At 71.5% G+C, this 21593-nt stretch carries 27 protein-coding genes and 2 pseudogenes; 15 read left to right on the forward strand and 14 right to left on the reverse strand.

What is annotated here, in order from left to right; genetic code table 11:
• Positions 1-26 precede the first annotated feature (26 nt).
• Complete coding sequence (locus Q8W71_RS26150) at positions 27-248, reverse strand: hypothetical protein (protein ID WP_305528342.1); 222 nt, start codon at positions 246-248, stop codon at positions 27-29.
• 307 nt (positions 249-555) lie between these two features.
• On the opposite strand from Q8W71_RS26150, the gene Q8W71_RS26155 reads away from it, so the two are divergent.
• The 3 genes from Q8W71_RS26155 to Q8W71_RS26165 are packed head-to-tail and all read left to right on the forward strand — an operon-like array spanning position 556 to position 2139.
• Positions 556-1263 (forward strand): ferritin-like domain-containing protein, encoded by a 708-nt coding sequence (locus Q8W71_RS26155; protein ID WP_305528343.1) that lies wholly within the window; start codon positions 556-558, stop codon positions 1261-1263.
• The gene (locus tag Q8W71_RS26160; RefSeq protein WP_305528344.1) at positions 1260-1991 is read left to right on the forward strand and encodes a ferritin-like domain-containing protein; all 732 of its coding nucleotides are present in this window, start codon (positions 1260-1262) and stop codon (positions 1989-1991) included. Before Q8W71_RS26155 ends, Q8W71_RS26160 begins: the two co-directional genes overlap by 4 nt.
• Positions 1992-1998: 7 nt before the next feature.
• Positions 1999-2139, forward strand: a complete 141-nt coding sequence (locus tag Q8W71_RS26165; protein WP_305528345.1) for a hypothetical protein — start codon at positions 1999-2001, stop codon at positions 2137-2139.
• A 33-nt stretch (positions 2140-2172) separates the two neighbouring features.
• On the opposite strand, the gene Q8W71_RS26170 is transcribed toward Q8W71_RS26165, so the two are convergent.
• Positions 2173-2364 (reverse strand): hypothetical protein, encoded by a 192-nt coding sequence (locus Q8W71_RS26170; RefSeq protein ID WP_305528346.1) that lies wholly within the window; start codon positions 2362-2364, stop codon positions 2173-2175.
• A gap of 56 nt (positions 2365-2420) precedes the next feature.
• Between Q8W71_RS26170 and Q8W71_RS26175 the strand changes: the two genes are divergently transcribed.
• Positions 2421-2816: a hypothetical protein gene (locus Q8W71_RS26175; RefSeq protein WP_305528347.1), complete on the forward strand. Its 396-nt coding sequence runs from the start codon at positions 2421-2423 to the stop codon at positions 2814-2816.
• Here Q8W71_RS26175 and Q8W71_RS26180 read toward each other — a convergent pair.
• A complete protein-coding gene (locus tag Q8W71_RS26180; RefSeq protein ID WP_305528348.1) occupies positions 2755-2934 on the reverse strand; it encodes a hypothetical protein in 180 nt (59 codons plus the stop codon). The two genes, Q8W71_RS26175 and Q8W71_RS26180, sit on opposite strands and share 62 nt — an antisense overlap.
• A 123-nt stretch (positions 2935-3057) precedes the next feature.
• Here Q8W71_RS26180 and Q8W71_RS26185 point away from each other — a divergent pair, with 123 nt between their 5' ends.
• A complete protein-coding gene (locus Q8W71_RS26185; RefSeq protein WP_305528349.1) occupies positions 3058-3555 on the forward strand; it encodes a heme utilization protein in 498 nt (165 codons plus the stop codon).
• Positions 3556-3599: 44 nt separating this feature from the next.
• On the opposite strand, the gene Q8W71_RS26190 is transcribed toward Q8W71_RS26185, so the two are convergent.
• Positions 3600-3782 carry a ribosome modulation factor gene (locus Q8W71_RS26190; protein WP_305528350.1) on the reverse strand — a complete coding sequence of 61 codons (183 nt, stop codon included), beginning with the start codon at positions 3780-3782 and terminating at the stop codon, positions 3600-3602.
• A gap of 12 nt (positions 3783-3794) precedes the next feature.
• Positions 3795-4022: a hypothetical protein gene (locus Q8W71_RS26195; RefSeq protein WP_305528351.1), complete on the reverse strand. Its 228-nt coding sequence runs from the start codon at positions 4020-4022 to the stop codon at positions 3795-3797.
• A gap of 72 nt (positions 4023-4094) precedes the next feature.
• On the opposite strand from Q8W71_RS26195, the gene Q8W71_RS26200 reads away from it, so the two are divergent.
• Positions 4095-4427, forward strand: coding sequence for a hypothetical protein (locus Q8W71_RS26200; RefSeq protein WP_305528352.1), 333 nt, complete (start codon positions 4095-4097; stop codon positions 4425-4427).
• Between the two features lie 124 nt (positions 4428-4551).
• On the opposite strand, the gene selB is transcribed toward Q8W71_RS26200, so the two are convergent.
• From selB to Q8W71_RS26220, 4 genes and pseudogenes are all read right to left on the reverse strand, one after another.
• Positions 4552-6537: a selenocysteine-specific translation elongation factor gene (selB, locus tag Q8W71_RS26205; RefSeq protein ID WP_305528353.1), complete on the reverse strand. Its 1986-nt coding sequence runs from the start codon at positions 6535-6537 to the stop codon at positions 4552-4554.
• 82 nt (positions 6538-6619) lie between these two features.
• Positions 6620-8107, reverse strand: a pseudogene (locus tag Q8W71_RS26210) (ABC transporter substrate-binding protein).
• A 192-nt stretch (positions 8108-8299) separates the two neighbouring features.
• A complete protein-coding gene (locus Q8W71_RS26215; protein ID WP_305528354.1) occupies positions 8300-8770 on the reverse strand; it encodes a MarR family winged helix-turn-helix transcriptional regulator in 471 nt (156 codons plus the stop codon).
• Positions 8771-8976: 206 nt separating this feature from the next.
• A complete protein-coding gene (locus tag Q8W71_RS26220) occupies positions 8977-9483 on the reverse strand; it encodes an SMI1/KNR4 family protein (protein WP_305528355.1) in 507 nt (168 codons plus the stop codon).
• 230 nt (positions 9484-9713) lie between these two features.
• Between Q8W71_RS26220 and Q8W71_RS26225 the strand changes: the two genes are divergently transcribed.
• Both Q8W71_RS26225 and Q8W71_RS26230 read left to right on the forward strand, forming a co-directional pair.
• On the forward strand, positions 9714-10310 hold the full coding sequence (locus Q8W71_RS26225; protein ID WP_305528356.1) for a recombinase family protein: 597 nt from the start codon (positions 9714-9716) through the stop codon (positions 10308-10310).
• Between the two features lie 185 nt (positions 10311-10495).
• Positions 10496-11143 carry a ParA family protein gene (locus Q8W71_RS26230; RefSeq protein ID WP_305528357.1) on the forward strand — a complete coding sequence of 216 codons (648 nt, stop codon included), beginning with the start codon at positions 10496-10498 and terminating at the stop codon, positions 11141-11143.
• Between the two features lie 532 nt (positions 11144-11675).
• On the opposite strand, the gene Q8W71_RS26235 is transcribed toward Q8W71_RS26230, so the two are convergent.
• The 3 genes from Q8W71_RS26235 to Q8W71_RS26245 all read right to left on the reverse strand — a co-directional run bounded on the left by Q8W71_RS26235 (position 11676) and on the right by Q8W71_RS26245 (position 13074).
• Positions 11676-11981 carry an addiction module antidote protein gene (locus tag Q8W71_RS26235; protein WP_305528358.1) on the reverse strand — a complete coding sequence of 102 codons (306 nt, stop codon included), beginning with the start codon at positions 11979-11981 and terminating at the stop codon, positions 11676-11678.
• An 11-nt stretch (positions 11982-11992) separates the two neighbouring features.
• The gene (locus Q8W71_RS26240) at positions 11993-12283 is read right to left on the reverse strand and encodes a type II toxin-antitoxin system RelE/ParE family toxin (RefSeq protein WP_305528359.1); all 291 of its coding nucleotides are present in this window, start codon (positions 12281-12283) and stop codon (positions 11993-11995) included.
• Positions 12284-12648: 365 nt separating this feature from the next.
• Positions 12649-13074 (reverse strand): hypothetical protein, encoded by a 426-nt coding sequence (locus Q8W71_RS26245; protein WP_305528360.1) that lies wholly within the window; start codon positions 13072-13074, stop codon positions 12649-12651.
• A gap of 536 nt (positions 13075-13610) precedes the next feature.
• On the opposite strand from Q8W71_RS26245, the gene Q8W71_RS26250 reads away from it, so the two are divergent.
• The 4 genes from Q8W71_RS26250 to Q8W71_RS26265 all read left to right on the forward strand — a co-directional run bounded on the left by Q8W71_RS26250 (position 13611) and on the right by Q8W71_RS26265 (position 15101).
• Positions 13611-13853, forward strand: coding sequence for a hypothetical protein (locus Q8W71_RS26250; protein ID WP_305528361.1), 243 nt, complete (start codon positions 13611-13613; stop codon positions 13851-13853).
• Between the two features lie 170 nt (positions 13854-14023).
• Positions 14024-14311 (forward strand): BrnT family toxin, encoded by a 288-nt coding sequence (locus Q8W71_RS26255; RefSeq protein ID WP_370875541.1) that lies wholly within the window; start codon positions 14024-14026, stop codon positions 14309-14311.
• Entirely contained in the window at positions 14298-14726 is a 429-nt protein-coding gene (locus Q8W71_RS26260; protein WP_370875542.1) for a BrnA antitoxin family protein, read from the forward strand. The genes Q8W71_RS26255 and Q8W71_RS26260 overlap by 14 nt, the downstream gene beginning before the upstream one ends.
• Positions 14727-14801: 75 nt before the next feature.
• Complete coding sequence (locus Q8W71_RS26265; protein WP_305528368.1) at positions 14802-15101, forward strand: hypothetical protein; 300 nt, start codon at positions 14802-14804, stop codon at positions 15099-15101.
• Here the strand turns inward: Q8W71_RS26265 and Q8W71_RS26270 are convergent.
• Both Q8W71_RS26270 and Q8W71_RS26275 read right to left on the reverse strand, forming a co-directional pair.
• A complete protein-coding gene (locus Q8W71_RS26270) occupies positions 15077-15451 on the reverse strand; it encodes a hypothetical protein (protein WP_305528362.1) in 375 nt (124 codons plus the stop codon). The two genes, Q8W71_RS26265 and Q8W71_RS26270, sit on opposite strands and share 25 nt — an antisense overlap.
• Positions 15452-15540: 89 nt before the next feature.
• Positions 15541-15882, reverse strand: a complete 342-nt coding sequence (locus Q8W71_RS26275) for a mobilization protein (protein WP_305528363.1) — start codon at positions 15880-15882, stop codon at positions 15541-15543.
• A 261-nt stretch (positions 15883-16143) separates the two neighbouring features.
• Between Q8W71_RS26275 and traA the strand changes: the two are divergent.
• From traA to Q8W71_RS26290, 3 genes and pseudogenes are all read left to right on the forward strand, one after another.
• Positions 16144-19727, forward strand: a pseudogene (traA, locus tag Q8W71_RS26280) (Ti-type conjugative transfer relaxase TraA).
• Positions 19728-19737: 10 nt separating this feature from the next.
• Positions 19738-20517: a DUF6118 family protein gene (locus tag Q8W71_RS26285; RefSeq protein WP_305528364.1), complete on the forward strand. Its 780-nt coding sequence runs from the start codon at positions 19738-19740 to the stop codon at positions 20515-20517.
• A gap of 441 nt (positions 20518-20958) precedes the next feature.
• Entirely contained in the window at positions 20959-21438 is a 480-nt protein-coding gene (locus tag Q8W71_RS26290) for a ProQ/FINO family protein (RefSeq protein WP_305528365.1), read from the forward strand.
• Positions 21439-21593 lie beyond the last annotated feature (155 nt).

Below are 21593 nucleotides of genomic sequence, written 5' to 3' on the forward strand. Positions count from 1 at the left end.
CCTCCCATCGACCTCCGACGGATGGTTTACATCCGGTTCTTCATCATCATCCGGCGCTTCATCATCTTCTTCCGCATCATGCGCTTCTTCATCATCATCCGCTCGCTGCGGGTCATGCGCACCTGCGTGAAGCCGGGCTGACCAGCCTGGAAGCCGTGCGCGGTCATCGGCGCTGCCGAGGCCGGACCGGCGCTGAGGGCGAAACCACCGATCAATACGGCGGCGGCGAGCGTAAGGGTCATCTTCATACGGACATCTCCTGGCGAGGACGGATCTATCATCCGGATATCCCAGCAAGCCCGTATCTCTCGCCTAAGTTCCTACAAACAATCATTCTTTCCGATAATTTGCGTGCCAGAAAATGGGCAAAACTTATTGGTACGATCAGCGCGGCGTGGAAGTTTCACGACGCACTCAGATTTTGCTCACGAATTAAAAAAACTGCGCGAGCTGGCGATTTGTCTGCTTGGTTCTAACGTAGTTTATTTTCAAGCTTGAGAGCAGACCCACCCCATGCGGAGCGATGCCAGCACGGCGCCGCACCGGGAGGCGTCGATGCCAGCACACACCCATTCCGTATCCGAGACGGGTCCTGAAGACGCCGCGCGCCCGCGGCGCACCTTCCTGAGATCAGCGGCCTTGCTCGCCGCTTCGACCGCCTTCCTCGAACTGAACCTCGCCGAAGCGTTCGCCCAGCGCGGCGCCACGCTCGCGGGCGGTGTGGTCGATCTCGGCCAGGGCGACCTCGCGGTGCTGAACTACGCCTACGCCCTGGAGCAGCTCGAAGCCGCTTTCTACACGCAAGTGTTGCAGCGGCCCTACCGCGGGTTCAACGCCGCCGACGAGCAGAGCCTCACCGGCATCCAGAGCCACGAGGTCGCCCACCGCGAGTTCTTCCGCTCGGCGCTGGGTGGCAACGCCATCCCCGACCTGCAAGTCGACTTCGGACGGGTCAACTTCGCCAGCCGCCCGAGCGTGCTCGGCACCGCCCGCACCTTCGAGGATCTCGGGGTCGCCGCCTACAACGGCGCCGGCCAGCTTCTGCGCAACCCGGACTTCCTGGCCAAGGCCGGCTCGATCGTCTCGGTCGAGGCACGCCACGCCGCCACGATCCGCGACATGCTCAATCCGTATAGCGCGGCATTCGCCGGCAACGACGTCGTCGACGCCAATGGCCTCGACCGCGCGCTCGTGCCCTCGCAGGTGCTGCCCAAGGTGGTGCCGTTCGTCCTCACCCCCGTCAGCGCGAGCCAGTTGCCGTGATCGACCCGACCCCGCTCGCCCCCGTCATCGAGGACGCCGCCATGACCGCATCGATCACCGCAGGTACGCTCGACGCCCCCACCCTGATCGAGACCCTCGATCCCGACCTCGCCAGCCGGCTGACCTCGCGGCGGGGCCTGTTTACCCGCGCCGCCGGCACGCTCGGGGCACTCGCCAGCGCGCCGACCGTGCTCGCCGTCGCGTCCTCGGAGGCCTTCGCCCAAGGCCTACCTGGTCAGGTCGTGGACGTGCTGCGCTTCGCCCTGACGCTGGAGTATCTGGAGGCCGAGTTCTACCGCACCGCCCTCGCCACGCGCGGCCTGATCCCGGCCCGCTACCGGCCGGTGTTCGCGCAGCTCGCCCGGCACGAGACCGCGCACGTGCGGCTGCTTCAGGGTGCGCTCGGGCCGGCGGCGATCCCATCACCTGTCTTCGACTTCACCGGGCGGGGCAAGTACCCGGACGTGTTCGCCAACTTCGACACGTTCACGACGCTGTCGAGCACCTTCGAGGATCTCGGGGTGGCGGCCTACAAGGGGCAAGCGGGCAACCTGCAAGGTACGCCGCTGCTGACGACGGCGTTGCAGGTCCACTCGGTCGAGGCGCGGCACGCGGCGGAGGTGCGGCGGGTGCGCGGCTATGTCGGTTGGGACGGGGCGTTCGACGCACCGCTGACCAAGGCGCAGGTCCTAGCTGCGGCCGCGCCCTTCCTGGCTGGTGGCGTGTAAGGAACAGGTGCCCCAGCCGTTCCGGATCGGCGCCCGGACCATCTGCTGGGACCTGCTCAAGCTGGACGCCGCCTTCGACGAGCTGAGCGGCCTGGAGGAGGGCAACAGCTTCGCCGACTGGGGCAAGGAGCGGATCATGCCCCTATAGCAGTAGCAGAACGGCGTCGTGCCGAAGAGTTGCTCAGCGGCCCCGCCGTTCCCGATCCGCCTCGTCCGCCGCCACGGCCTCCACGGCGGCGATGGCATTCTCCAGTTCGGCGATCTGGCGGATGGTGCTGTGTGCGGGCAGGGCGTCGGTCTCGGCCGCTTCGAGGATGAGGTCGCGCTGGCGCGCCTTGAGGCGGTTCAGGAGGAGGTCGAGCTTGTCGGTCATCGGGCGGCGCTGTAGCCGGAGCGGTACAGGCTCGACAACCTGATCACCGCTCGCCCATGTCCAAGCCCGTCACGCTGACCCTCAACGTCCCGCACGCGCTCGGCGCTGCCGAACTGCGGCGGCGGCTCGACCTGCACACCGCCTGGGCCTTCGAGCAGTTCGTCAAGGAGCAGATCACGATCGAGACCGACGACTGGTTCGGCAAGCGCCGGGCGTTCTCGGCCAGCGGTCACGGCATGCGGGTGGGCACCGCGATCCAGGTCGGCGACGACGAGATGCACGTCGAGGTCATCGTGCCGGGGCTGGTCGCGAAGTTCTCCCCGGTGTTCGAGGTGATCGGGCGGCACTACGCCCGGCGGCTCCTGTCCGAGGAAGGTGCCGGGCTGAAGCTCAGGCCAGCCCGTCCTCGGCCGCCTTGTCGGGATCGTCGGGCCGGCGCTCAGCGTCCTTGACCACGTCCTTGCTCCCGGGCTCGCTGCCGGTGGTCGGGTCCGGAACGTTGACGTTGGGGATCGGCACCGTGGGCGGCACCACGCTCTCCCCCTGGGGCTTGTCGGCGTCGGCCATCATGGTGCCAGCCTCTATCGTCTGCGTAGGAAGAAGAACCACAGCAGGATGATCAGGGGGATCGGCACCCCGATCAACCAGAGCAAGCTACCTGTCAGCATGAGGTCTTACCACGTATCACGGTCGATGATGCTCGACGCCGACGCGACATTTTGGGTTGAAACCGCTCAGCGAGTCGTCCCGTTCCTCGGACGTCCGGTCGGCTCCCGATCGCTCGTGCGCGAGAGCCGCAACATGACCCGTGCCTTCGTATCGACCCTCGCTGCCTGCCTGACGGCGGCCGTCTTCAATCCGGCCGAGGCAGCCGGAAACAAGGTTCGAGTGCCAGATCAGTTCGACGGCTCATGGACGATCACGGCGGTTACGAAGGATGGTCCGTGCGCGGCCAGCACGAGCTATCGCGTGCAGATCAAGGGCGGCGACGCCTCGATCCCGGACCCGGAGGTCACTATCGATGGCGGCGTCTCGAAACGCGGCAGCGTGCAGGCGACCATCACCAAGGGGGCGAGCAGGGCACCGATCAACGGGAATCTCAGTCGCAAGGGAAGCGGGAGCGGGACGTGGCGCACCAGCGGCGGTCTGGTGGAGTGCAGCGGTAGCTGGAGTGCCAGACGGGCCGGATAGGAAACAGCAGACTGATACTCTTCACAGCATCGGCCAGTGGTGAGTCAGGCGTCGGTCTCAGGTAGATCTGGCCCGTCCTCCGCGGGCGTACCGTCATACCCTTCGAGCCAGGCGACCCGCTCGGGTGAGCCTGCCGGATACGGGCAGGCGTCCTTGGGTCTGACGATGGTCCGAGCGTGCGCGCCCTCCGCGATCAGCTCAAGGGAGGGCGGTTGGCGGGTGTCCATCGACCCGACCCTTCAGGCCGCTCGTTGCCGCTCGTGGCGCCAGAGGGCGACCGCCACCCGCCTCGCCTCGTAGCTCCGTCGCAGCGGCGTGCCGAGCCCGCCCTGCCCTTCCGGAGCGTACCCGTAGGTCAGCACCGCGTCCGGCCCGTAGGTCCGGCGCATCTCCTCCCGCCAGAGGCGATCTGCTGAGGTGAGGGCGGCCTCCGTAAGCGCCAAGCGGGTGGGATCTGACAGGGACATCGCAGCCTCCGCGCACATGTCGCTCAACGCGGCGACCGGACCGGAGGTCCGCCCCCACCCCACCCGGCGACGATGCCGATCGACACCCTCGACCTCGTGGCCGACCACCTCATCATTGCCCACTCACTGATCGAGGAAGGCGACGGGACGAACGCCATGCTGCTTGGCGTGCGGATGGCACTGCTGGAGGTCGGGCTCGCCCTGGCCGCTCGGACGCAGGAGGCGATCGCTGAATTGACCGATCATGAAGGATCGTCATCAGGCGGGAGGGCAACGGCGGCGTCTTCGAGGGTGTACTCCGAAGTGGACCAGCAGAAATCCACCCAACCCGGTCGTTCCCCCGGGATGTCCGCAAGGGGGTGGTACACCGGACGCTTCCGGTTTCGACCCAACCCAGCCGTCTGACTCGTGTCGAACGAAACCCGAAAGCGGTCGTCAACGCGGGACGCGGGATACCTTGATGCACGCTGCTCTGTACGGGGGCGCGTTCCGGGATGCTCAAGCGGGAATCACGAGTGTGCCCCCACCTTCATGCTGACACCCTCAGGTCCGTCGGATCCGAACCCGGAGCCTCCAATGGCGAGGCATGCAGGTTCGCGGGGGCCAGGACGCGCCAGTCGGCCCGGATGCGCCGTCCTTCCGCGATCCGTACCGTGAAGCCCCTCTCGTCGAAGAACTCCAGAAGCGGCATGGTCATGTTACGCCCGATGCCGGCCGTCTCGCGGAAGCGCCCGACCGTCAGCAGGCCGTCGGGATGTTCCCGCGCCACCACGTCCGCGATCCGCGCCAGTTCGGCGACCACGTCGGGCAGCGCGTAGTAGCTCTTCGAGATGCGCTGGAGCCATCCGAGGCGCCCGACCTTGTCGAGGAGGCGGCGGAGATCGTCCGGCTCGCGGCCCAGGCGGTCGGCGAGGACGGCGAGGCGGGGCTGATCCAGGCCAGCCTCCTCCAAGACGGCGCGAACGGCCTCGTAGACGACGGCGTCGGCCGGACGCAGGCGCGCCGTGTGGCCGGGCAGGTGCAGCAGCGGGCCGCGCCGCATGACCTGACCCGTCCGCACGAGGCCATCGAGGGCGGCCTTGAGGGCCGGACGCTCCCCGGCCTCGACCGCCGACGCGATCTCGTCGCGGGTCAGGCCGGGGTTGTCGGGCTGCGCCATGTGCGTCCGGGCGAGGTCGGACACCACCCCCGCGGCCAACGCCGCGACCCGCGCCCCCTTGAACGCGAGCCGCGGGCCATCCTCCGCGACGACCGCCCCCGCAGCCGCGACGAGTGCATCGAGGGCGGCCGGGGGCAAGTTGCGCAGGCGGGCGAGGTGGGTGAGGTCGACCCCGGGTCCGGATGTGGCGAGAAGTCCCCGGAGCGCGCGACCGTCATCCGCGGTGTCGAGGGCGGCGACGACCGCCCGGCGTTCCGGCGTCCAGGGGCCGCGGCGGGGGCCGTCCACGTCGATCACCCGACCGCCTCCGAGAGTGCGAGCGGCCGAGACGTCGCGCAGGATGAAGCGGTCCCCGGCGAGGGCGCCGACCTCGCGGTCGAGGGCGATCACCGCCCGGGCGGACGCGCCGGGCTCGACGGACCCGGCCCCGGGGAGCAGCAACCGTCCCGTCACCGCCGCCGCGCCAAGATGGAGATGCACCGGGGTCCGGTGGCGCAGGGGCAGAGCTTCATGCGGCAGCACGCGCACGGAGACGTCGAGGCGGGTCGCCGGCCCGTGCAGATCCGGCGCCAGGACCCACGTGCCCCGGCCCACGTCGTCGAGTGACAGGCGAGGACCGACCAGGTTCAGGGCGCAGCGCTCCCCGGCGCGCGCGGTCTCGGCCACCGCGTCGTGGACCCGCACGCCGCGCACCCGGACCTCGCGTGCCCCGGGCGAGACGAGGAGCCGGTCGCCCACGCGCACCGTGCCCGCATGCACCGCCCCGGTCACGACCACGCCGGCACCGGGCACGGTGAAGCGTCGGTCGACGGCAAGCCGAAAGCCGCGCTCCGCATCTGCTGGGACGGGGGAGCCGGCCGCGGCCTCCAGCAGGCGGGCGAGGTCGTCGATGCCCGCGCCTGTCAACGCCGAGCAGGCGACGACCGGCGCCGCCGCGAGCCCCGTTCCAGCGAGGAGGGCATGGATTTCCCCGGTCACCGCTGCAATACGGTCGGGATCGGCGCGGTCGGCCTTCGTCACCGCGACGACGCCGCGGTCGACGCCGAGAAGGTCGAGGATAGCGGCGTGCTCACGCGTCTGCGGCATCACCCCGTCGTCCGCGGCGACCACCAGGAGCGCGCAGGACACGCCGGTGGCGCCCGCGACCATTGTGCGCACCAGGCGCTCGTGGCCCGGCACATCGACGAAGCCGAGCGGGACCCGCAGGCGACCGTTCCTCGGTGCGTAGGCGAAGCCGAGGTCGAGGGTGATGCCCCTGGCCTTCTCCTCCGGGAGCCGGTCGGCGTCGACGCCCGTCAACGCCTTCACCAGGGCCGTCTTGCCGTGGTCGATGTGCCCGGCGGTCGCGACGATCATGCTGTCCCTCGACCGAGCGGCGTTGGAGGCGAAGGGCCGGCGCAGGTCACCCCGCGCCGGCATTCCCGTCAGCCCGGAGGCATCAACCCTTGATCCGGGTCTCGGCGAGTTCGGACATGCAGGTGTCGTAGGGTGTGAACGCCACCCGGTCCGACACCGCGAACAGGGTGAAGGGCGAGTACAGGAACAGGGCCTTGGCCTCGTCCTGCAGGTAGCGCTCCACCTCGCGCACCACCCCCTCGGTCTCGGTCTCCGGCGTATGCAAGAGCTTCTCGTAGAGGGCGTCGAACTTCGGATCTTCCGGACCCTGGCGCAGGGTCGCGTCACGCCCGAAGAACTCCCGGTGCACGCAGGCCACCGGATATTGCGGCGTCCAGTCGAAGTACCATTCGAGCTTGACGTCGAACTCCTCCGGCAGGTCGCCCCGGTCGCTGACGAAGCGGCAGCCCAGGCCGACCTTGGCGAGGCACTGGCCGATCGCCTCGACCACGCCCTTCCAGGCGGGGGACGAGACGATCACGATGTCCCGCCCACTCACCCCCGCCGCTTCGAGCACCGCCTTCGCGGCCTCGGGGTCGTGCGGGAACGGACTCATGCCAGGATCGGCGCCGTAGCGGCCGGGCTGGATGAAGGCCGGAATCACCGTGCCGTAGCCGTGCGCGCCGTGATCGAGCACGAACTGCCGGTCGATGGCGAGGTTGAGGGCCCGCCGGGCCTCGGCGTGCCGCCAGGGCGAGTCCGGACGGGTCTCGTTGAAGACGCCCGTCAGGATCGTCTTCGCGGTCTTCGTCTGGATCTTGCCGTGCTCGCTGGCCGGGAAGGCGTGCGCCTCCTCCGGCGTCAGGTCGAACACCACGTCGACGCGGCCGTCACCGGCCGCCACCGACCGGATGCCCTCGGCCTTGCCGATCACGTTGTCGTAGACGATCCGGACCGTCGGCCTGCGGGCCGGGTTCCAGTACGTCGGGTTGGGCTCCATGACCACGCGGTCGGAGCGGCTATCGATGAGCGAGACGCCCTCGGTGAGCACGAACGGGCCAGTCCCCCACGGACCAGGCGCGTCGATGACTCACCAATGACCTTCGGCCGACCCCGTCTTCGGATCGACGAAACCCCACTCGTTCCAGAAGCGTGTCGACGGCAGGTGCATGCCGCGCAGCTTCATCAGCGCCGCCGAGTCCCCGCCGGGGAAGCGCATGCGGATGGTGCGGTCGTCCACCGCTTCGCAGGTCACGTCCCGGGCGAAGTTCAGGAAGGCGCCCGGCGGGTGCGGATTGGTCCATTCCTGGACCTTGTCGAAGCCGAGCTTGAACATCGCCGCGTTGAACGGCTCGCCGTCCTGATAGACGGCGTCCCGCATCGTGAGTTCGAGGGTTTCGCCGTCGAGCCAGCGCCAGCTCTCGGCGAGGCTCGGCTGGCCGATGCCGTCGTGATCGACGCGGTTGGCCTCCTCCATCGTGTTCCAGGTGATGGAGAGCCAGTTCACCGGCGACGGATCGACCACCGTCACCGTGTTGTGGGACCCCCAGGGCTGTCCGCCCCCCGGGTCCCCGGTCGCTTGCGCGTCCATGTCTCCTCCTCGTGTTCGACCCGCATGGCGTGCGGGCACCGTCCGGCCCTTCGCGAGCCGACAGGTTGGAGGGCGCGTGCGCAGGCCCTCGATCGGTCCGCCAGGGTCGTCAGCCACGCCGGCCTCGAACCCTCGCGGTTTCAGTTCGCCCCCGCGGGGAGCCTCATCCGCACGCCTGCGCGCGGTGCATCCTCAACCCGTCGCGTCACCACGGGCCGTGCCCGTCGCGGCGACGCGGTCGGCGAGATCCCTCAGTTCCTGGCGCAGGTCGGCGAGGTCGCGGTCGCCGAGGCCGGTGCGGCAGACCACGGCCTGCTGCGCCGTGGCGACCCGCTCCTCCAGCAGCCGGCCCGCCTCCGTCAGGGCGACGAGGACGACGCGCCGGTCCGAGGCGCGGGCCCGGGTGACGAAGCCCGCCGCCTCCAGCCGGTCGACCAGGGGCGTGATCGCGCTGGACGTGAGTTGCAGACGGGCGGCCAGGTCGTGCACCGCCGTCACGCCGTCCTGCCAGAGCGCCAGCATCACGAGGTACTGCGGATAGGTCAGCCCGACTTCGCCCAAGAGCGGTCGATAGGCGCGCACGACCGAGTTCGTCGCGGCGTAGAGGGCGAAGCAGAGCTGGTCGTCCAGCCGTAGCCCGCGTTGCCCAGTCGATGTCGCCACTGACCGCCCTCCGTTCAGACGTTAATCATTCACGCGTGAACGACGTTGTCAACGGTCTGTATCCTGTGCACGGGGACACGCGTCCGACGGGCCTGCTTTTCCTGCTCTGAAAGCGTCCGCACTCGCGAGGGATCGGTCGAAAGCAGACGGCCCCCTTTCCACCCCTTGCGGACCTGTCGATCTTGGCCATGCAGATTGCTGCGACCTCAGAAGGGCGCGCTCCTGAAGCCGGCCACCATCTCGCTGAACGACGACGCAAAGCGGATCGCGTAGACCCAATCCTCGCCTTCAGCATCCTCCAAGGTCGGGCGCCCCTCTCCACCTGACACCTCGTGGTCGAGAAAGAACACCTCACCGCACCGATCCGGGCGCAGGACGAGAGCGATGTCGTTCCCTCCGCCATCGGTCATGATCGAGAGCAGGCCCTCGGGAATGTCGCAGTCGGACGCCGTTCGGTGGCGCTCCTCCAGCGAGCAGTCCTCGTCAGCGCAAAGACCCGCCACGCACCCGACGCGCTCCGTCCCGATCTCCTCACCGGCTAGGGAGAACACGACCGGCTTGCGCAGGCGCCCGCCGCGGGTCAGGGCGAGGAAGGCGCGGTAGTCGTCGGGCAGCCGGGCGCCGATCAGGGCCTCGAACGCCTCGATCTCGGCCGAGGTTGGCGCCGGACCGCCTTCTCCGTCAATGATCGCGGCGAGTTCGTTCGGTGTCATATCTGAACCTCGATTGGGCCGGCGAAGCGGCGTCCCTCACCGATATACCGGCTGCGTCCCCTTTCGGACGCACCCGGAGCAGCCGCTCCCGGTGCGTCCGAAAGGGGATCGTTCAGCGGACGCCAGCCGGCCCACTCGCGGACCCTCGATCCGCAGAGGCAACTCGCGTCTCACTCGATTGGTACGATAAAAGATGCAGTGACCGGGCCTCATACGTTACAGTCCGGCCCATGACGCACGTGCTGATCGGCTACGCCCGCTGCTCCACCGACAAGCAGGACCTCGCCGCACAGCGCCACGCCCTGCTCCAGCTCGGAGTGGCCGCCGAGCGCATCTACACCGACAAGGGCTTCACCGGGACGAACCGAGCCCGCCCCGGCCTCGACCAGGCGCTGGCGGCGGTGCGGGGTGGCGACACCCTGGTGGTGCCCAAGCTCGACCGGCTCGCCCGCTCCGTGCCGGACGCGCGCGCGATCGGCGACGCGCTCGCCGCCCGGGGGGTGAAGCTCCAGCTCGGCGCCAGCGTGCACGACCCGGCCGACCCGATGGGCAAGCTGTTCTTCAACATCCTGGCGACGTTTGCCGAGTTCGAGGCGGACCTGATCCGGCTGCGCACGCGCGAGGGCATGGCGGTGGCGCGCGCCAAGGGCAAGCTGCGCGGCAAGAAGCCGAAGCTGTCCGACCGCCAGCAGAAGGAGCTGCGCCGGATGTACGACACCGGGGAGTACGCGATCAGCGACCTGGCCGAGCTGTTCGGGATCTCACGGCCGACGGTCTACCGGACCCTCGGACGCCAGCCCGCCACACCCGCCGTCGCAGCAGCCTGACCTGACCAGTGCCTTTGCCACTATGGGCGGTCGTTTGAAGGACTGCGGCTCGGCGCACCCTACCCGCTAGGCCACTGCCTATAGGTTGGCGCGAAAGTAATCTCCTGCTAACCACTGGCGTCGAGCTTGAGCACGTGGCCACGGACTGACGCAGTTACGTCATGACGTAAGCACGCAATGAGGCAATGATGCACGTCGTGGTAGTGGCGAGCCAGAAGGGTGGCGCAGGAAAGACATCGCTCATGCGAAGCCTCGCTGTGGCGACGCATCAGGCCGGCTACGCAACCGCGCTCCTCGACACGGATCCGCAGGGGTCACTCACGTCTTGGTGGAACCGGCGCGAGGACCAGCAGCCGGCGCTTGTGCGGATTGAGGTCGCGGACTTCGCTGCGGGCGCTGAGCGGCTCGCCGAGGCCGGGATCGAGTTCCTGTACGTTGATACGCCACCGTCGGTTCGGCCGGAGCTGCGCACGCTGCTTGGGTATGCGAGCCTCGCTGTGGTGCCCGTGCGCCCCTCCCCCGACGATCTCGACGCGGTCGGCGACACGCTAGCCCTGATTGAGGATGCCGGGTGCCCCTTCGTCTTCGTGCTGACGCAGGCCAAGCCACGGACCCGTCTCCAGATGCAGGCGGTGATGGCCTTGGCGAAGCACGGTAAGCTCGCCCCAACAGTTATCCATGACCGAACAGATTTCCCGACGGCGGCGATTTCGGGACGGGCTGTGACGGAGATCGAAGCCGAGACCGCTTCAGCCCGCGAGGTAAAGGAAGTGCTTGAGTACGTCATGACGCAGTTGCGTAAGGAAGCCAGCAAGGCACAGGTGGGGCGGTAGCGATGGCTGGGAAGCAAACACCCTCTCTCGATGGGCTGATCCAGACAAAGGGCGCGCCGCGGCCGTCCGACGTGCCCCAGCGGGGTGAGGCGACGGCTACGCTGCCTCCGACACCTCCGGCTGCAAGCGTACCAACCCCGACGTTGCGCCCCACGTCCGATGCCGAGCCTCGCACGAAGTCGCTCACGCTCCGCTTGTCCGAGGCCCGGTATCAACGGCTCCGGCGGTTCGCGTTTGACCGTGACGCAAGCCACCAGGAGGTGATCGAGGCTGCGCTGATCGCCTACTTGGAGCGAGAAGGTGGCTAACCGTGTGCGGTGCCTGAATGTGTACGTGACTACGTCAGTGCGTAAGCACGCAGGTGCGGACGGACGTGCCTGCGTGCTTGCTCGGGACACGGCCCTGGCATTGCTGGCGATAACGGTCATTCTCGAAGACCGCACGATGTGAGAACCGGAGCCTCGGACGATCCCGCAGCGGCCCGCTCAGCATCCGGCGAGTTGGATTTCCCGTAGGACGAGGCCAGTTGACGTCAGCCAGATACGGCTTGTCCGGATCCGGCAGGCGCGGTGGTCAGACGGACGTTCAGGGCCTTCATCACCCGCATGGCGGTGTCCAAGCTCGGGTTTCCCTCCGGCGAGAGCGCCCGATACAGGCTCTCGCGGGACAGACCTGCCTCGCGGGCGATCTGCGTCATGCCGCGGGTTCGGGCCACGACGCCGAGGGCATGGCTGAAGAGAGCCGCGTCCCCTTCCTCGACGGCTGCGGCAAGGTATTCCGCCACGGCTTCGTCCGTGTCGAGGAACTCCGCGGAGTCGTATGGCCTCGTCTCCGTCATGCGTCCTCTCCTCACACCGTCGCCGCCAGCGCCCTGGCCCGTTCGATGTCCCGGCTCTGGCTGCCCTTGTCCCCACCGCACAGCAGAATAATCACCGTCTCGCCGCGTTGGACGAAATACACCCGGTACCCGGGTCCGTAGTCGATCCGCAACTCACTCACGCCGGAGCCTACGGGCTTCACGTCCCCGGGATTCCCGAGCGCCAAGCGGTCGACGCGGGCGGCGATCCGGGCTTTCGCCCGCGCGTCGCGAAGACCGCTCACCCATCCTGCGAACGCGTCGGTGCGGCGGATGACGAGCATGTCATGGTGTAGTCCATAGGCTACGACCGAGCAAGATCCGGCGAGGCTACAACCATCCCGGTTCGCCGGAGTGCCCCGAGGAGGCTCGGGGTCGAGGCGCCGCCGCGCCCGGATCCAGTTCTGGTGGGACGCCTCGCGCCGCACTGGGTTCTATAGGCTGGCTCAGAGCCATAACCCAGCGCAGGATCCCGATGCGCGCCTGCCCATGAAGCGTCGGCCGGGTTGTCGCGTGAGGGTCGGCGCGTGGAGGATCTGGACACCGCACCGCGCCGGCCCAGGCCCCGGGATGTTCGGCAGATCGCGGGCGTTGCCCATCCCCACGCCCATCGCGGCGGTTGAGCGTGCCTCAGGGTGGCGCGTCCTCCTCAGGCATACGGCCCATCGAACAGATCTCCCAGCGCCCTGCGCCGGAACAGGGTCGCCCAGCGCCGGCGCCGGTGCTCCGGGCGGTCGTAAACCATGTGGCAGCGCTGGCACCACGCCGCGAGGTTGGCGTCCGCATTGTCGGCGGTGTCGTGGTTGCGGGGGGCCGTGGCCAGGAACACCCGCGTCGTCCGGACCAGGCCGAGCGCGTCGGTGCCGACGGCGAGGCGGGTCGGCCTCCCCCGTCCGTCGCGCCAGCGCCCGGCGTCCCCGTCCCACCAGCGTCCGTCGCCGGGGTGGTGGACGAGGCGCCCGTGCGGCCGTCCGCAGCCCTCGCACCGGCCCCGCGCCCGGCCGAACCGGATGACGGCGGAGAGCTGCGGCCAGTCGATCGGGTAGAAGAACCTGTGCTCGCGCCGGATCGGCATGGACCGCCCCTGCGCCCGCCGTGGTGAAGAAAGCGTAGCCTTAGGGCGCCGGACCCGCACGGACACCCCCGCCCGCATGCCGACAGCGCGGCGCTGTCGCCGCCTCCTCCGCGCGTGGCCGCCTGACTCACGGCCGCGTGGGCCCCTATCGCTGGCCCGGGGCAGGGGCAGGGACGCCATGACGGGATCGAGCACAGCCACCGGAGCGGCCCGGGGGGACAGCCCATCGGCTCGCCTGTCGCGGTTCTGGGCGGCCCGGCCAGCCCGCATCCTCCCGACGCCACGGCTCGCCCCACTGGTCCCGGTCCCGGACCCGCTGCCACCGCGGGGGCTCACCGCCGCCGAGCTGATCGCGATGGCGCGGGCCGCGCGGAAGTCGTGAGCGCCTGCCGCACCGGCGCGGCAGGCGGTGCCGTCGGCCGGCCGGTACGCTCCTCTCGGCCGTCATCACCATGGCCTCGATGGAGGGGCGGCGGGCTGGAACGCGCCATCGGTCCCGCCGGTTGGCGGCGGATCCAGCGATCGACGGAGGCAGGATGCCGATCAGGGCGCTCAACGACCGCAACAAGCTGACGAGCGATTTCAACGAAGCCAACGACGCCTTCATCGACGAGGTGCTGAGCGCGCTGCGGGCGGACCGGATGCCGCTCGATCTGGCGCGCGCCTATCTCGCGCATCCGATCGCGATGATGCACGCGGACGGCGCGCAGGCGGTGGCGGACTACTTCGACCGCATGCTGGCGCAACGGCCCGACATCGACTGGACGCCGGGGGACTGAGGCCGCGTCCGGCGGGCCCGGTCCACGATGCCGGAGAGCGGGCTGGGAGACCGTTTCGGCATCGGCTGATCGACCCCGGCAGAGGTGATCGGGGATGCCAGATGCCGAAGGGCAGCGTGTAGCTACGGAAATGGCTTGCGCCTTTCCCTTGCCGTAGTTACAACAATTCTATGACGGCGATGGTCTGGGATGAGGTGAAGCGTGCCCGGAACCTCCTCCCGGAGCCGGAGGGGCACGGCCTCGACTTCGCCGATGCCCGCGACCGGTTCGAGTGGGAGACGGCGGTGATCCTGCCGAGCCGTGCAAGTCGCACCGGCACCCCGCGGTTCAAGGCGATCGGCTTCCTCGACGGCACGCTCGTGGCGCTCGTGTTCTCGCCACTCGGGACCGAAGCCGTCTCCGCCATCAGCCTGCGGCCCGCCAGCCGCAGCGAAAGGAGGCTCTATGACGAAGCGTAAGGCTCCGCCGATCAGCGACGCCGAGGAGGCGCGCGTGCAGGCGATGATCGCCCGCGACCCCGACAACCCCGACGTGACGCCGGAGGAGGCTGCGCAGGCCCGGCCGGCGTCCGAGGCGCTGGACCCGGAGCTGTTCGCCCGGCTCACCCGCCGCGGCCGGCCGAAGTCGGAGGCGAGCAAGGTGCTCGTGACGCTGCGGCTGCCGCCCACCGTCGTCGCGGGTTACCGCGCCACCGGGCCCGGCTGGCAGGTGCGGATGGGCGAGGTCCTGTCCGCCGGGCTCGAACCCGAAAGCGCGACTGCGGAGGCCGAGCGCGCCGGCGTCCCCGGAGAGGGAGGCCCGGAGCTCGCCGGCCCGCGGGGGCGCGGGACCCATCCTGCCACCAGATCACGGCCGACCCGCAAGTCCGCCTGACGGTCTACCGAGCGTGGTCGAAGCCGCCGCTCCGCACGGATGGACGCGCCTGCTCGCGGTCAATCGGGGAGGGGGATGGGCGTCGACGTGACCGCGCCCATGGTCGCCCCGGCGCGCGAGAACGCCGAGCTGCGCGAGCAACTCGCGGCCGCCCAGGACATGCCGATGGAGACGGCGCTCGACGCCGGAAACCTGCACGCCCTGATCGAGGCGGTGCAGGTCGAGCGCGGGTCGCACACGCGGGCTGAAGCGATCACATGCCCAGCCACGCGCGCCGGTATCGGGCGCGGACGACGGGCTGACGGGCCGAGCCGGCCTCCACCGTCATCGTCATGGCGAGCACGCCGTCCTCACCCAGCCGGAAGCGGATCGTGAACGGTCGCCCCGCGACCCAGGCCGCGACGCGCTCGTCCTGCCAGCAGCCATACCCGCTGGCCGGGCCGCCGGTGTCCAGGGCCGGCAGGTCCGCGCACCAGCCGCTTTTTGGCGACGTCGACGACGCCTCCCAGCGTCTCCCGGAATGCGATGGTGCAGGCCGGACAGGGGCCGGCGTTCGAGGCGACCTGTTCCCAGACGCCCAGGAGATCCGCCATCTCGGTCGCGTCGGCGGGCGGACTCGTGGCCGACGCCAGGGCGATCGTGATGACGAGCACCCGGCCGGCGATCCGCCGCCCCGGTCGCGTGACCGTACGATCCTGCGGCGACGCCCGGAGACGGACTGCCATGGCTCGCCCCATCCCTCTTGTGACCCGGTCGATCCGACGCGCTTCGCGAAACGGGATCCCCGAGCCCGAGGCTATGCGTGGATCCCCCCTCAGGCGGCGGCGTCCCCCGCCCGTTCGGCTTCGACGGCGCCCGTACCTCTCACCGGAGCTTCCGTGCGCGCGGTTCCCGCCGGAGGGCCGATGAGATCGGCGAACAGGGCCTTGTCGGCGTCTCGGGTGAGGAAGCCCGGCAGCTCGCGGCGGAGCCAGTCGGCGAGGCGCTGGGTGAAGGCGGGATCGTGCCCGGCTTCGAGGCGCTGAAGGACGAGGGCGCCGAGCAGGACCTTGCGGCGGGTGTCGCGGGCGCGATCCTGCTTGTCGAGGCGAGCCAGGAGGGTCTTCTTCCGCACGTCGAGCTGCGCGATGCGCTCCGCGATCGTCCGTCGCGCCATGGCCGTCTCCCTGGATGAGGCAAGCCCGTCATACTGACTTCGTCGCTTACGGCCAAGCTCGTTGATCAATGCGTGACTGAGTTCCTCGGACCGCCTGCCCGCTCTGCAACGCTCAGCCCCACCATACTCGCACAAGTAGTCCTGCGGGCGGACACCGGAGCATCGGCTGGAGCGAAGCGGAAGGGGATGTGAAGGGCGCAAATACGGGTCGCTGGGCGACCCCTTTGCTGCTAAGCTCGGCCATTCGCGGAGCCGTCCCCGTTGGCGATCTACCACTGCCAGATGTCGGTCGTCGGCCGGTCCTCGGGCCGTTCGGCCGTGGCGGCGGCGGCCTACCGCAGCGCCGAGCGGCTGGAGAACGCCAGCGATGGCCTTGTGCACGACTACACCCGCAAGGCGGGCGTGATCCACACAGAGATCGTGCTGCCCGCGGGCGTCGATGCGGCCTGGGCGCTCGACCGCTCGGCGCTGTGGAACGCGGCGGAGGCGGCGGAGAAACGCGGCGACGCCCGGGTGGCGCGGGAATTCGTCGTGGCGCTGCCGCACGAGCTGAGCGCCGAGGCGCGCACGGCGCTGACGCGGGCGTTCGCGCAGGAGCTGGCCGATCGCACCGGCGCGGCGGTGGACTTCGCGGTGCACGAACCGCACCGCGACGGCGACGATCGCAACCATCACGCCCACCTCTTGACCACCACCCGGGCGGTCACGGCGGACGGGCTCGGCGCGAAGACCGCGCTGGAGCTGGCCAACAAGCAGTTGCAGCCGCGCGGTCTGCCGACGACGCAGGCGCAGCTCGTCGGGATCCGGCAGGCGTGGGAGGGCCTGGCGAACGCGCATCTCGCCATGGAGGGGCATGACCTGCGGATCGACCACCGCAGCCACGCGGAGCGCGGCCTGGAGATCGCGCCGACGCAGCACATGGGGGTGGCGGCGACCGCCGTGCAGCGGCGCGGCGGCGCGGTCGAGCGGACGCGGCTCGATCCGGCGGCGGCGGAGCACAACGCGGCGGTGATCCGCGCGCAGCCGGAGCAGGTGCTGGCGATCATCACGGCGGAGAAGAGCGTGTTCGACCGGCGGGACATCGCCCGGGCGCTGCACCGCTGTCTCGACGACGACGCGCAGGGGTTCCAGAACGCGCTGGCGGCGGTGACCGCCTCGCCCGAGCTGGTGACGCTGCAAGCCGAGCGCACCGACCCGGCGACGGGCGCGGTGCAGCCGGCGCGGTACGCGACGCGGGAGATGATCGCGATCGAGGCCGGCATGGCGGAGGCGGCCGAGCGGCTGCACGCGGGGCGGGATCACGGGATCAAGCGGCGGCACGTCGCGCGCGCGATGGCGCGGCAGGACGCGGCGATCCGGGCGAGCACGGGCGAGGCCGGGGCCGGGCTGTCGGTGGAGCAGCGGCGGGCGATCGGGCACGTGACCGGGCCGGAGGGGATCGCGGCGGTGGTGGGGTTCGCCGGGGCCGGCAAGAGCACGATGCTGGCGGCGGCGCGGGAGGCTTGGGAGGCTCAGGGCTACCGGGTGCACGGGGCAGCGCTGTCGGGCAAGGCGGCGGAGGGGCTGGAGGAGTCGTCCGGCATCGCGAGCCGCACCCTGGCGTCGTGGTCGCGGGGTTGGGATGACGGCCACGGTCGGCTCGGGCGCGGCGACGTGCTGGTGATCGACGAGGCCGGGATGGTCGGCTCGCGCCAGCTCGCGCGGTTCGTGGGCGAGGCGGAGCGGGCGGGGGCGAAGCTGGTGCTGGTGGGGGACCACGAGCAGCTCCAGGCGATCGGGGCGGGGGCGCCGTTCCGGGCGGTGGCGGAGCGGGTCGGGCACGCGGAACTCAGCGATATCCGCCGGCAGCGGGAGGACTGGCAGCGCGCGGCGTCGGTGGCGTTCGCGACGCACCGGACGGGCGAGGGGCTGGCGGCGTACAGCGAGCACGGCGCGATCCAGATCGAGGCGGGCCGGGAGGCGGCGCGGGGGGCGATCGTGCGGGACTACCTCGCCGACCGGGCGGCACGACCGGAGGGGACGCGGGTGGCGATGGCGCACCGGCGGGCGGACGTGCGGGCGCTGAACGCCGAGATCCGATCCGCGCTCCAGGCGCGGGGCGCCCTGGCGCGGTGCGAGGAAGCCGGGGAGCGGAGCTACCGGACCAACGACGGGGAGCGGGCGTTCGCGCCCGGGGACCGGATCGTGTTCCTGGAGAACAGCCGGGCGCTCGGGGTGAAGAACGGGATGCTGGGGGTGGTGGAGCGGGCCGAGGACGGCCGGCTGACCGCCCGGCTCGACGGGGCGGCCGGGACGGGGCGGCGCGCCGGGTGAGCGTGCCGGTGGCGGAGTATCAGGCGTTCGACCACGGCTACGCGACGACGATCCACAAGACGCAGGGTGCGACGGTGGACCGAAGCTTCGTGCTGGCGTCTGCGACGATGGACCGGCACCTGGCCTACGTGGCGATGACCCGGCACCGGGACGCGGCGCGGCTGTACGCGGCGGCGGACGAGTTCGCCGGGCGGGAGGCGGGGCGGCTGGTGGCGCACGGGCGTGCCCCCTACGCGCACGATCCGACGAACCGGGCGAGCTACTTCGTGACGCTGGAGGACGCGGCGGGGGAGCGTCGCACGACCTGGGGCGCGGACCTGGAGCGGGCGATGGCCGCGGCGGCGCCGGCGCTCGGGGCGACGATCGGGCTGGAGCGCACCGGCTCGGCGGCGGTGCGGCCGGCGGACGACACGGAGCGGGCGCGCCAGGGCTGGCGGGTGCGGGACGCGGCCGAGCTGGCCGGGGCCGGGCTGGCGGCGCAGCTGTCGCGCTCGGGGGCGAAGGAGACGACCCTGGACTATCCCGGCGCGGGGGAAGCGGCGGCGGAGGCGTTCGCGGCGCGGCGCGGGATCGCGGAGGCGTTCGGGATCCGCAGCGCGATCACGGTGCCGCGCCAGCCCGAGCGGGCCGAGGAGGCGGTCGCGCGGACGCGGCCGGCGGATCGCGCCGCGGCGGCACCCGCGCCGGAGACGGACTGGGACGCGGCGAGCGCGGCCGAGTGCCCCCGGCGGAGCCTGTTCGACGGGCTGAAGCTGGGGCGGCGTCCACCCGCGTCACGCCCGCAGGCGGAGCCCGCGGCGCCCGGACAGGAGCCGGCACCGCGAACGCGGGGGATGTTCGACGGGTTGCGGCTCGGCGTCGGCCCGCGGGTCGCCGCGGCCGCCCGGCCGGATCCGAGCGAGGTCCCGTCGCCGGAGGACCGGCCAACGGACCGGCTGGAGCCGCTGTCGGCGTTCGAGGCGGCGCTGGACCGGTACGCGCGGGCGCACAGCGCGGCCGAGCGGCACGCGGCGGCCGGGCTGCCGCGGCTGGAGGGGCACGCGCGGGCGGTGGCGGAAGCGGGGCAGGCGCTGGACGCGGCGCGGCCGGGCGCGCACGCGCTGGTGCGCTCGAGCCTGGAGCACGACCCGGAGACGGCGCGGGCGATGCGGGAGCGGAGCGGGCGCGACCGGCTCGGGCCGCTGGTGGCGGGCCTGGAGCGCGAGCGCGCGGCGCTGGCGGACCCGGCGGTGCGGGCGGACCGGTTCCTGGCGCGCTGGCAGGACCTGGAGGCGCAGCGCGCGGCCCTGCCGGGCGCGGAGCACGCGGAGGCGCGCGGCGCGGTCGAGGGGCGGATGCGGGCATTGCAGCGGGGTGTGGGGGTGGACCCGGAGATGATCGCGGTCCTGCGCGAGCGGGCGGCCGAGCAGGAGCGTGCTGCGGCGCAGGAGCGGGCGGTGGTCGAGGCGCGCGTGCGTGCGGAGGCGCTGGCCCGCGAGCGGGAGCGGGTCGTCCAGCGCAGCCGCGGCCAGGATCTGGGCCTGGAGATGTGAGGAGCCGGGCATGGAGCGGGGACGAGGCGGGAGCGTCGAGGGCGTGCGGGACGGCCGTGTGGGGCCGGGGCCGTCCGAGGCGGAGGCGGGCGACCCGGCGGCGGCGTTCGAGGCGCTTCGGGCGACGGTGGAGGGTCAGGGGGTCGGGCTGGGGCGGGAGATGGCGGCGATCCGCCGGGGCGTGGAGGGGGCGCTGACCCGGTTTGAGGAGCAGGGCACGCCGGTGGACTACAGCCCCGATCTCGGGCGGATCGTGCAGGCGCTGGGCCTGGTGGAGGATCGTCTGGCGGCGGTGGAGCGGTCGCCGATGCTGCGGCAGGGCCCGGAGCACTACGCCCGCGTGCTGGCGAACGGCGGCGAGTCGCTGGTGCGGGCGGCGGCGCAGGGGCTGGAGCGGCAGACCCGGGATCTGGGTCGGGTCGAGCGCCAGCTCGCGGAACGGATCGCCGGGGCGCGGGAGCGGCGACGTCAGGATCGGTGGCTGACCGGTGTCGGCGGGGCGGCGTTCCTGGCGGGGGTTCTAGCGGGGGTTCTGGCGGTGCTGGTGCTGCCGCGCGGGCTGCCGGACGGGGTGGGCCTGAGCGTGGCGGCGACGGTGCTGGGTGCGGATCGGTGGGATGCGGGGGCGGCGCTGATGCGGGCGGGGAGCGCGCCGGGCTGGCAGGGTCTGGTCGAGGCGCACCGGCTGGTGCAGGCGAACCGCGAGGCGTTGGCGGGGTGCCGGGCGGCGGCGGCGAAGGCCGGCACGGAGCAGCGCTGCACGGTGGTCGTGCCGGTGCCGACGCCGTAGGAGCGGGCGCCTCGGCGCAGCGGCGCGGGAAGCCGGTTCCGGACCCGCTCCCTCGGGTGGGTGTCGTGAATTGACAGGCGCTCTCCGCGTGGCGCGATAGATCGCGGGGCGTGCCGGGCAGAGGTAGATCCGCACGCGATGCGAGGCGCGATGGCGACCCGGAGCGAGCAACCGCGTGGATCGGTCCCGGGCAGGGCGCGCAGGTCCGCGGCCGCACCGTCGACGCGGCCGCCGCCCACCCGCGCGACCGAAACGCCGCCCGTCTCACCCGAGCCGCCGGCCCCGCGCCCGTCGCCGGCCGGCCCGACCCCGTCCGCAGGGGAGGCCGCCCCCGAGCCGGCCGCGGTCGACCCCACCGCCGCACCGCCGCGGAGCGAGCCCGCGCGGCCGTTCCGGCCCTGGACGCGGGCGCGCGGCCCGATCCGGGCCCGGGGCGGCGACGTGGAGCGGGCCCGCCGGGTCAACGACCTCTTGGTCGCGCCGATCGGCGTGCTCCCGACCGCGGAGGGCGACGTGGTGCGGCCGTTCCGGCTCGGCCTGGGCGCCGAGATCGCGGCCCGCCGCAAGCCCGAGGTGCCGGCCACCGCCCTGAAGCGGGCCATCCACGACTACGCGCGGAGCTTCCTGTACGTCTTCGCCGCGGCGCAGCCCGGCTCGATGCGCCATGACCTCGCCGGCACGCCGGTCGAGCCGGTGAGCGAGACCGATCGCCACGACGCGCAGCGCGACAGCCAAAGCCGCATCGCGCGGGCCAGGCTGCGCCGGGCCGAGCGAGAGGCCGAGGCTTCCCGGGAGGCCACGTCTCCCATCGACGCGGATCCGGATGGGACCGGCGCATCGTGCGGGCTCGCGTCTCCCGATCCGGCCGAGGGGCCGAACGGCGTGATGGACGCGGAACGATCGACGAGGCCGTGCGTGTAGGAGGCCCGCGCGCGAGGTCCGAGGCGGATCGGACAGGGGCCGCTCCCCGGGGCGGGAATTCGACCCGACCGGGTCTCGCGCGTGGTATCGCCCCTGCTCCAGCAAATCCGCTCTCGTGCAGGAGATCTTCATGACCGCGAACGACGTATCACCAG

Source organism: Methylobacterium amylolyticum (genome assembly GCF_030700245.1).
Taxonomy (GTDB): Bacteria; Pseudomonadota; Alphaproteobacteria; order Rhizobiales; family Beijerinckiaceae; genus Methylobacterium.

Excerpts from the sequence above, each read along its gene's own strand:
- Q8W71_RS26150 (WP_305528342.1), bottom strand. The coding sequence starts at position 248 with ATGAAGATGACCCTTACGCTCGCCGCCGCCGTATTGATCGGTGGTTTC.
- Q8W71_RS26155 (WP_305528343.1), top strand. The coding sequence starts at position 556 with ATGCCAGCACACACCCATTCCGTATCCGAGACGGGTCCTGAAGACGCC.
- Q8W71_RS26170 (WP_305528346.1), bottom strand. The coding sequence starts at position 2,364 with ATGACCGACAAGCTCGACCTCCTCCTGAACCGCCTCAAGGCGCGCCAG.
- Q8W71_RS26175 (WP_305528347.1), top strand. The coding sequence starts at position 2,421 with ATGTCCAAGCCCGTCACGCTGACCCTCAACGTCCCGCACGCGCTCGGC.
- Q8W71_RS26180 (WP_305528348.1), bottom strand. The coding sequence starts at position 2,934 with ATGATGGCCGACGCCGACAAGCCCCAGGGGGAGAGCGTGGTGCCGCCC.
- Q8W71_RS26185 (WP_305528349.1), top strand. The coding sequence starts at position 3,058 with ATGATGCTCGACGCCGACGCGACATTTTGGGTTGAAACCGCTCAGCGA.
- Q8W71_RS26190 (WP_305528350.1), bottom strand. The coding sequence starts at position 3,782 with ATGGACACCCGCCAACCGCCCTCCCTTGAGCTGATCGCGGAGGGCGCG.
- Q8W71_RS26195 (WP_305528351.1), bottom strand. The coding sequence starts at position 4,022 with ATGTCCCTGTCAGATCCCACCCGCTTGGCGCTTACGGAGGCCGCCCTC.
- Q8W71_RS26200 (WP_305528352.1), top strand. The coding sequence starts at position 4,095 with ATGCCGATCGACACCCTCGACCTCGTGGCCGACCACCTCATCATTGCC.
- selB (WP_305528353.1), bottom strand. The coding sequence starts at position 6,537 with ATGATCGTCGCGACCGCCGGGCACATCGACCACGGCAAGACGGCCCTG.
- Q8W71_RS26220 (WP_305528355.1), bottom strand. The coding sequence starts at position 9,483 with ATGACACCGAACGAACTCGCCGCGATCATTGACGGAGAAGGCGGTCCG.
- Q8W71_RS26225 (WP_305528356.1), top strand. The coding sequence starts at position 9,714 with ATGACGCACGTGCTGATCGGCTACGCCCGCTGCTCCACCGACAAGCAG.
- Q8W71_RS26230 (WP_305528357.1), top strand. The coding sequence starts at position 10,496 with ATGATGCACGTCGTGGTAGTGGCGAGCCAGAAGGGTGGCGCAGGAAAG.
- Q8W71_RS26235 (WP_305528358.1), bottom strand. The coding sequence starts at position 11,981 with ATGACGGAGACGAGGCCATACGACTCCGCGGAGTTCCTCGACACGGAC.
- Q8W71_RS26240 (WP_305528359.1), bottom strand. The coding sequence starts at position 12,283 with ATGCTCGTCATCCGCCGCACCGACGCGTTCGCAGGATGGGTGAGCGGT.
- Q8W71_RS26245 (WP_305528360.1), bottom strand. The coding sequence starts at position 13,074 with ATGCCGATCCGGCGCGAGCACAGGTTCTTCTACCCGATCGACTGGCCG.
- Q8W71_RS26250 (WP_305528361.1), top strand. The coding sequence starts at position 13,611 with ATGCCGATCAGGGCGCTCAACGACCGCAACAAGCTGACGAGCGATTTC.
- Q8W71_RS26255 (WP_370875541.1), top strand. The coding sequence starts at position 14,024 with ATGACGGCGATGGTCTGGGATGAGGTGAAGCGTGCCCGGAACCTCCTC.
- Q8W71_RS26260 (WP_370875542.1), top strand. The coding sequence starts at position 14,298 with ATGACGAAGCGTAAGGCTCCGCCGATCAGCGACGCCGAGGAGGCGCGC.
- Q8W71_RS26265 (WP_305528368.1), top strand. The coding sequence starts at position 14,802 with ATGGGCGTCGACGTGACCGCGCCCATGGTCGCCCCGGCGCGCGAGAAC.
- Q8W71_RS26270 (WP_305528362.1), bottom strand. The coding sequence starts at position 15,451 with ATGGCAGTCCGTCTCCGGGCGTCGCCGCAGGATCGTACGGTCACGCGA.
- Q8W71_RS26275 (WP_305528363.1), bottom strand. The coding sequence starts at position 15,882 with ATGGCGCGACGGACGATCGCGGAGCGCATCGCGCAGCTCGACGTGCGG.
- Q8W71_RS26285 (WP_305528364.1), top strand. The coding sequence starts at position 19,738 with ATGGAGCGGGGACGAGGCGGGAGCGTCGAGGGCGTGCGGGACGGCCGT.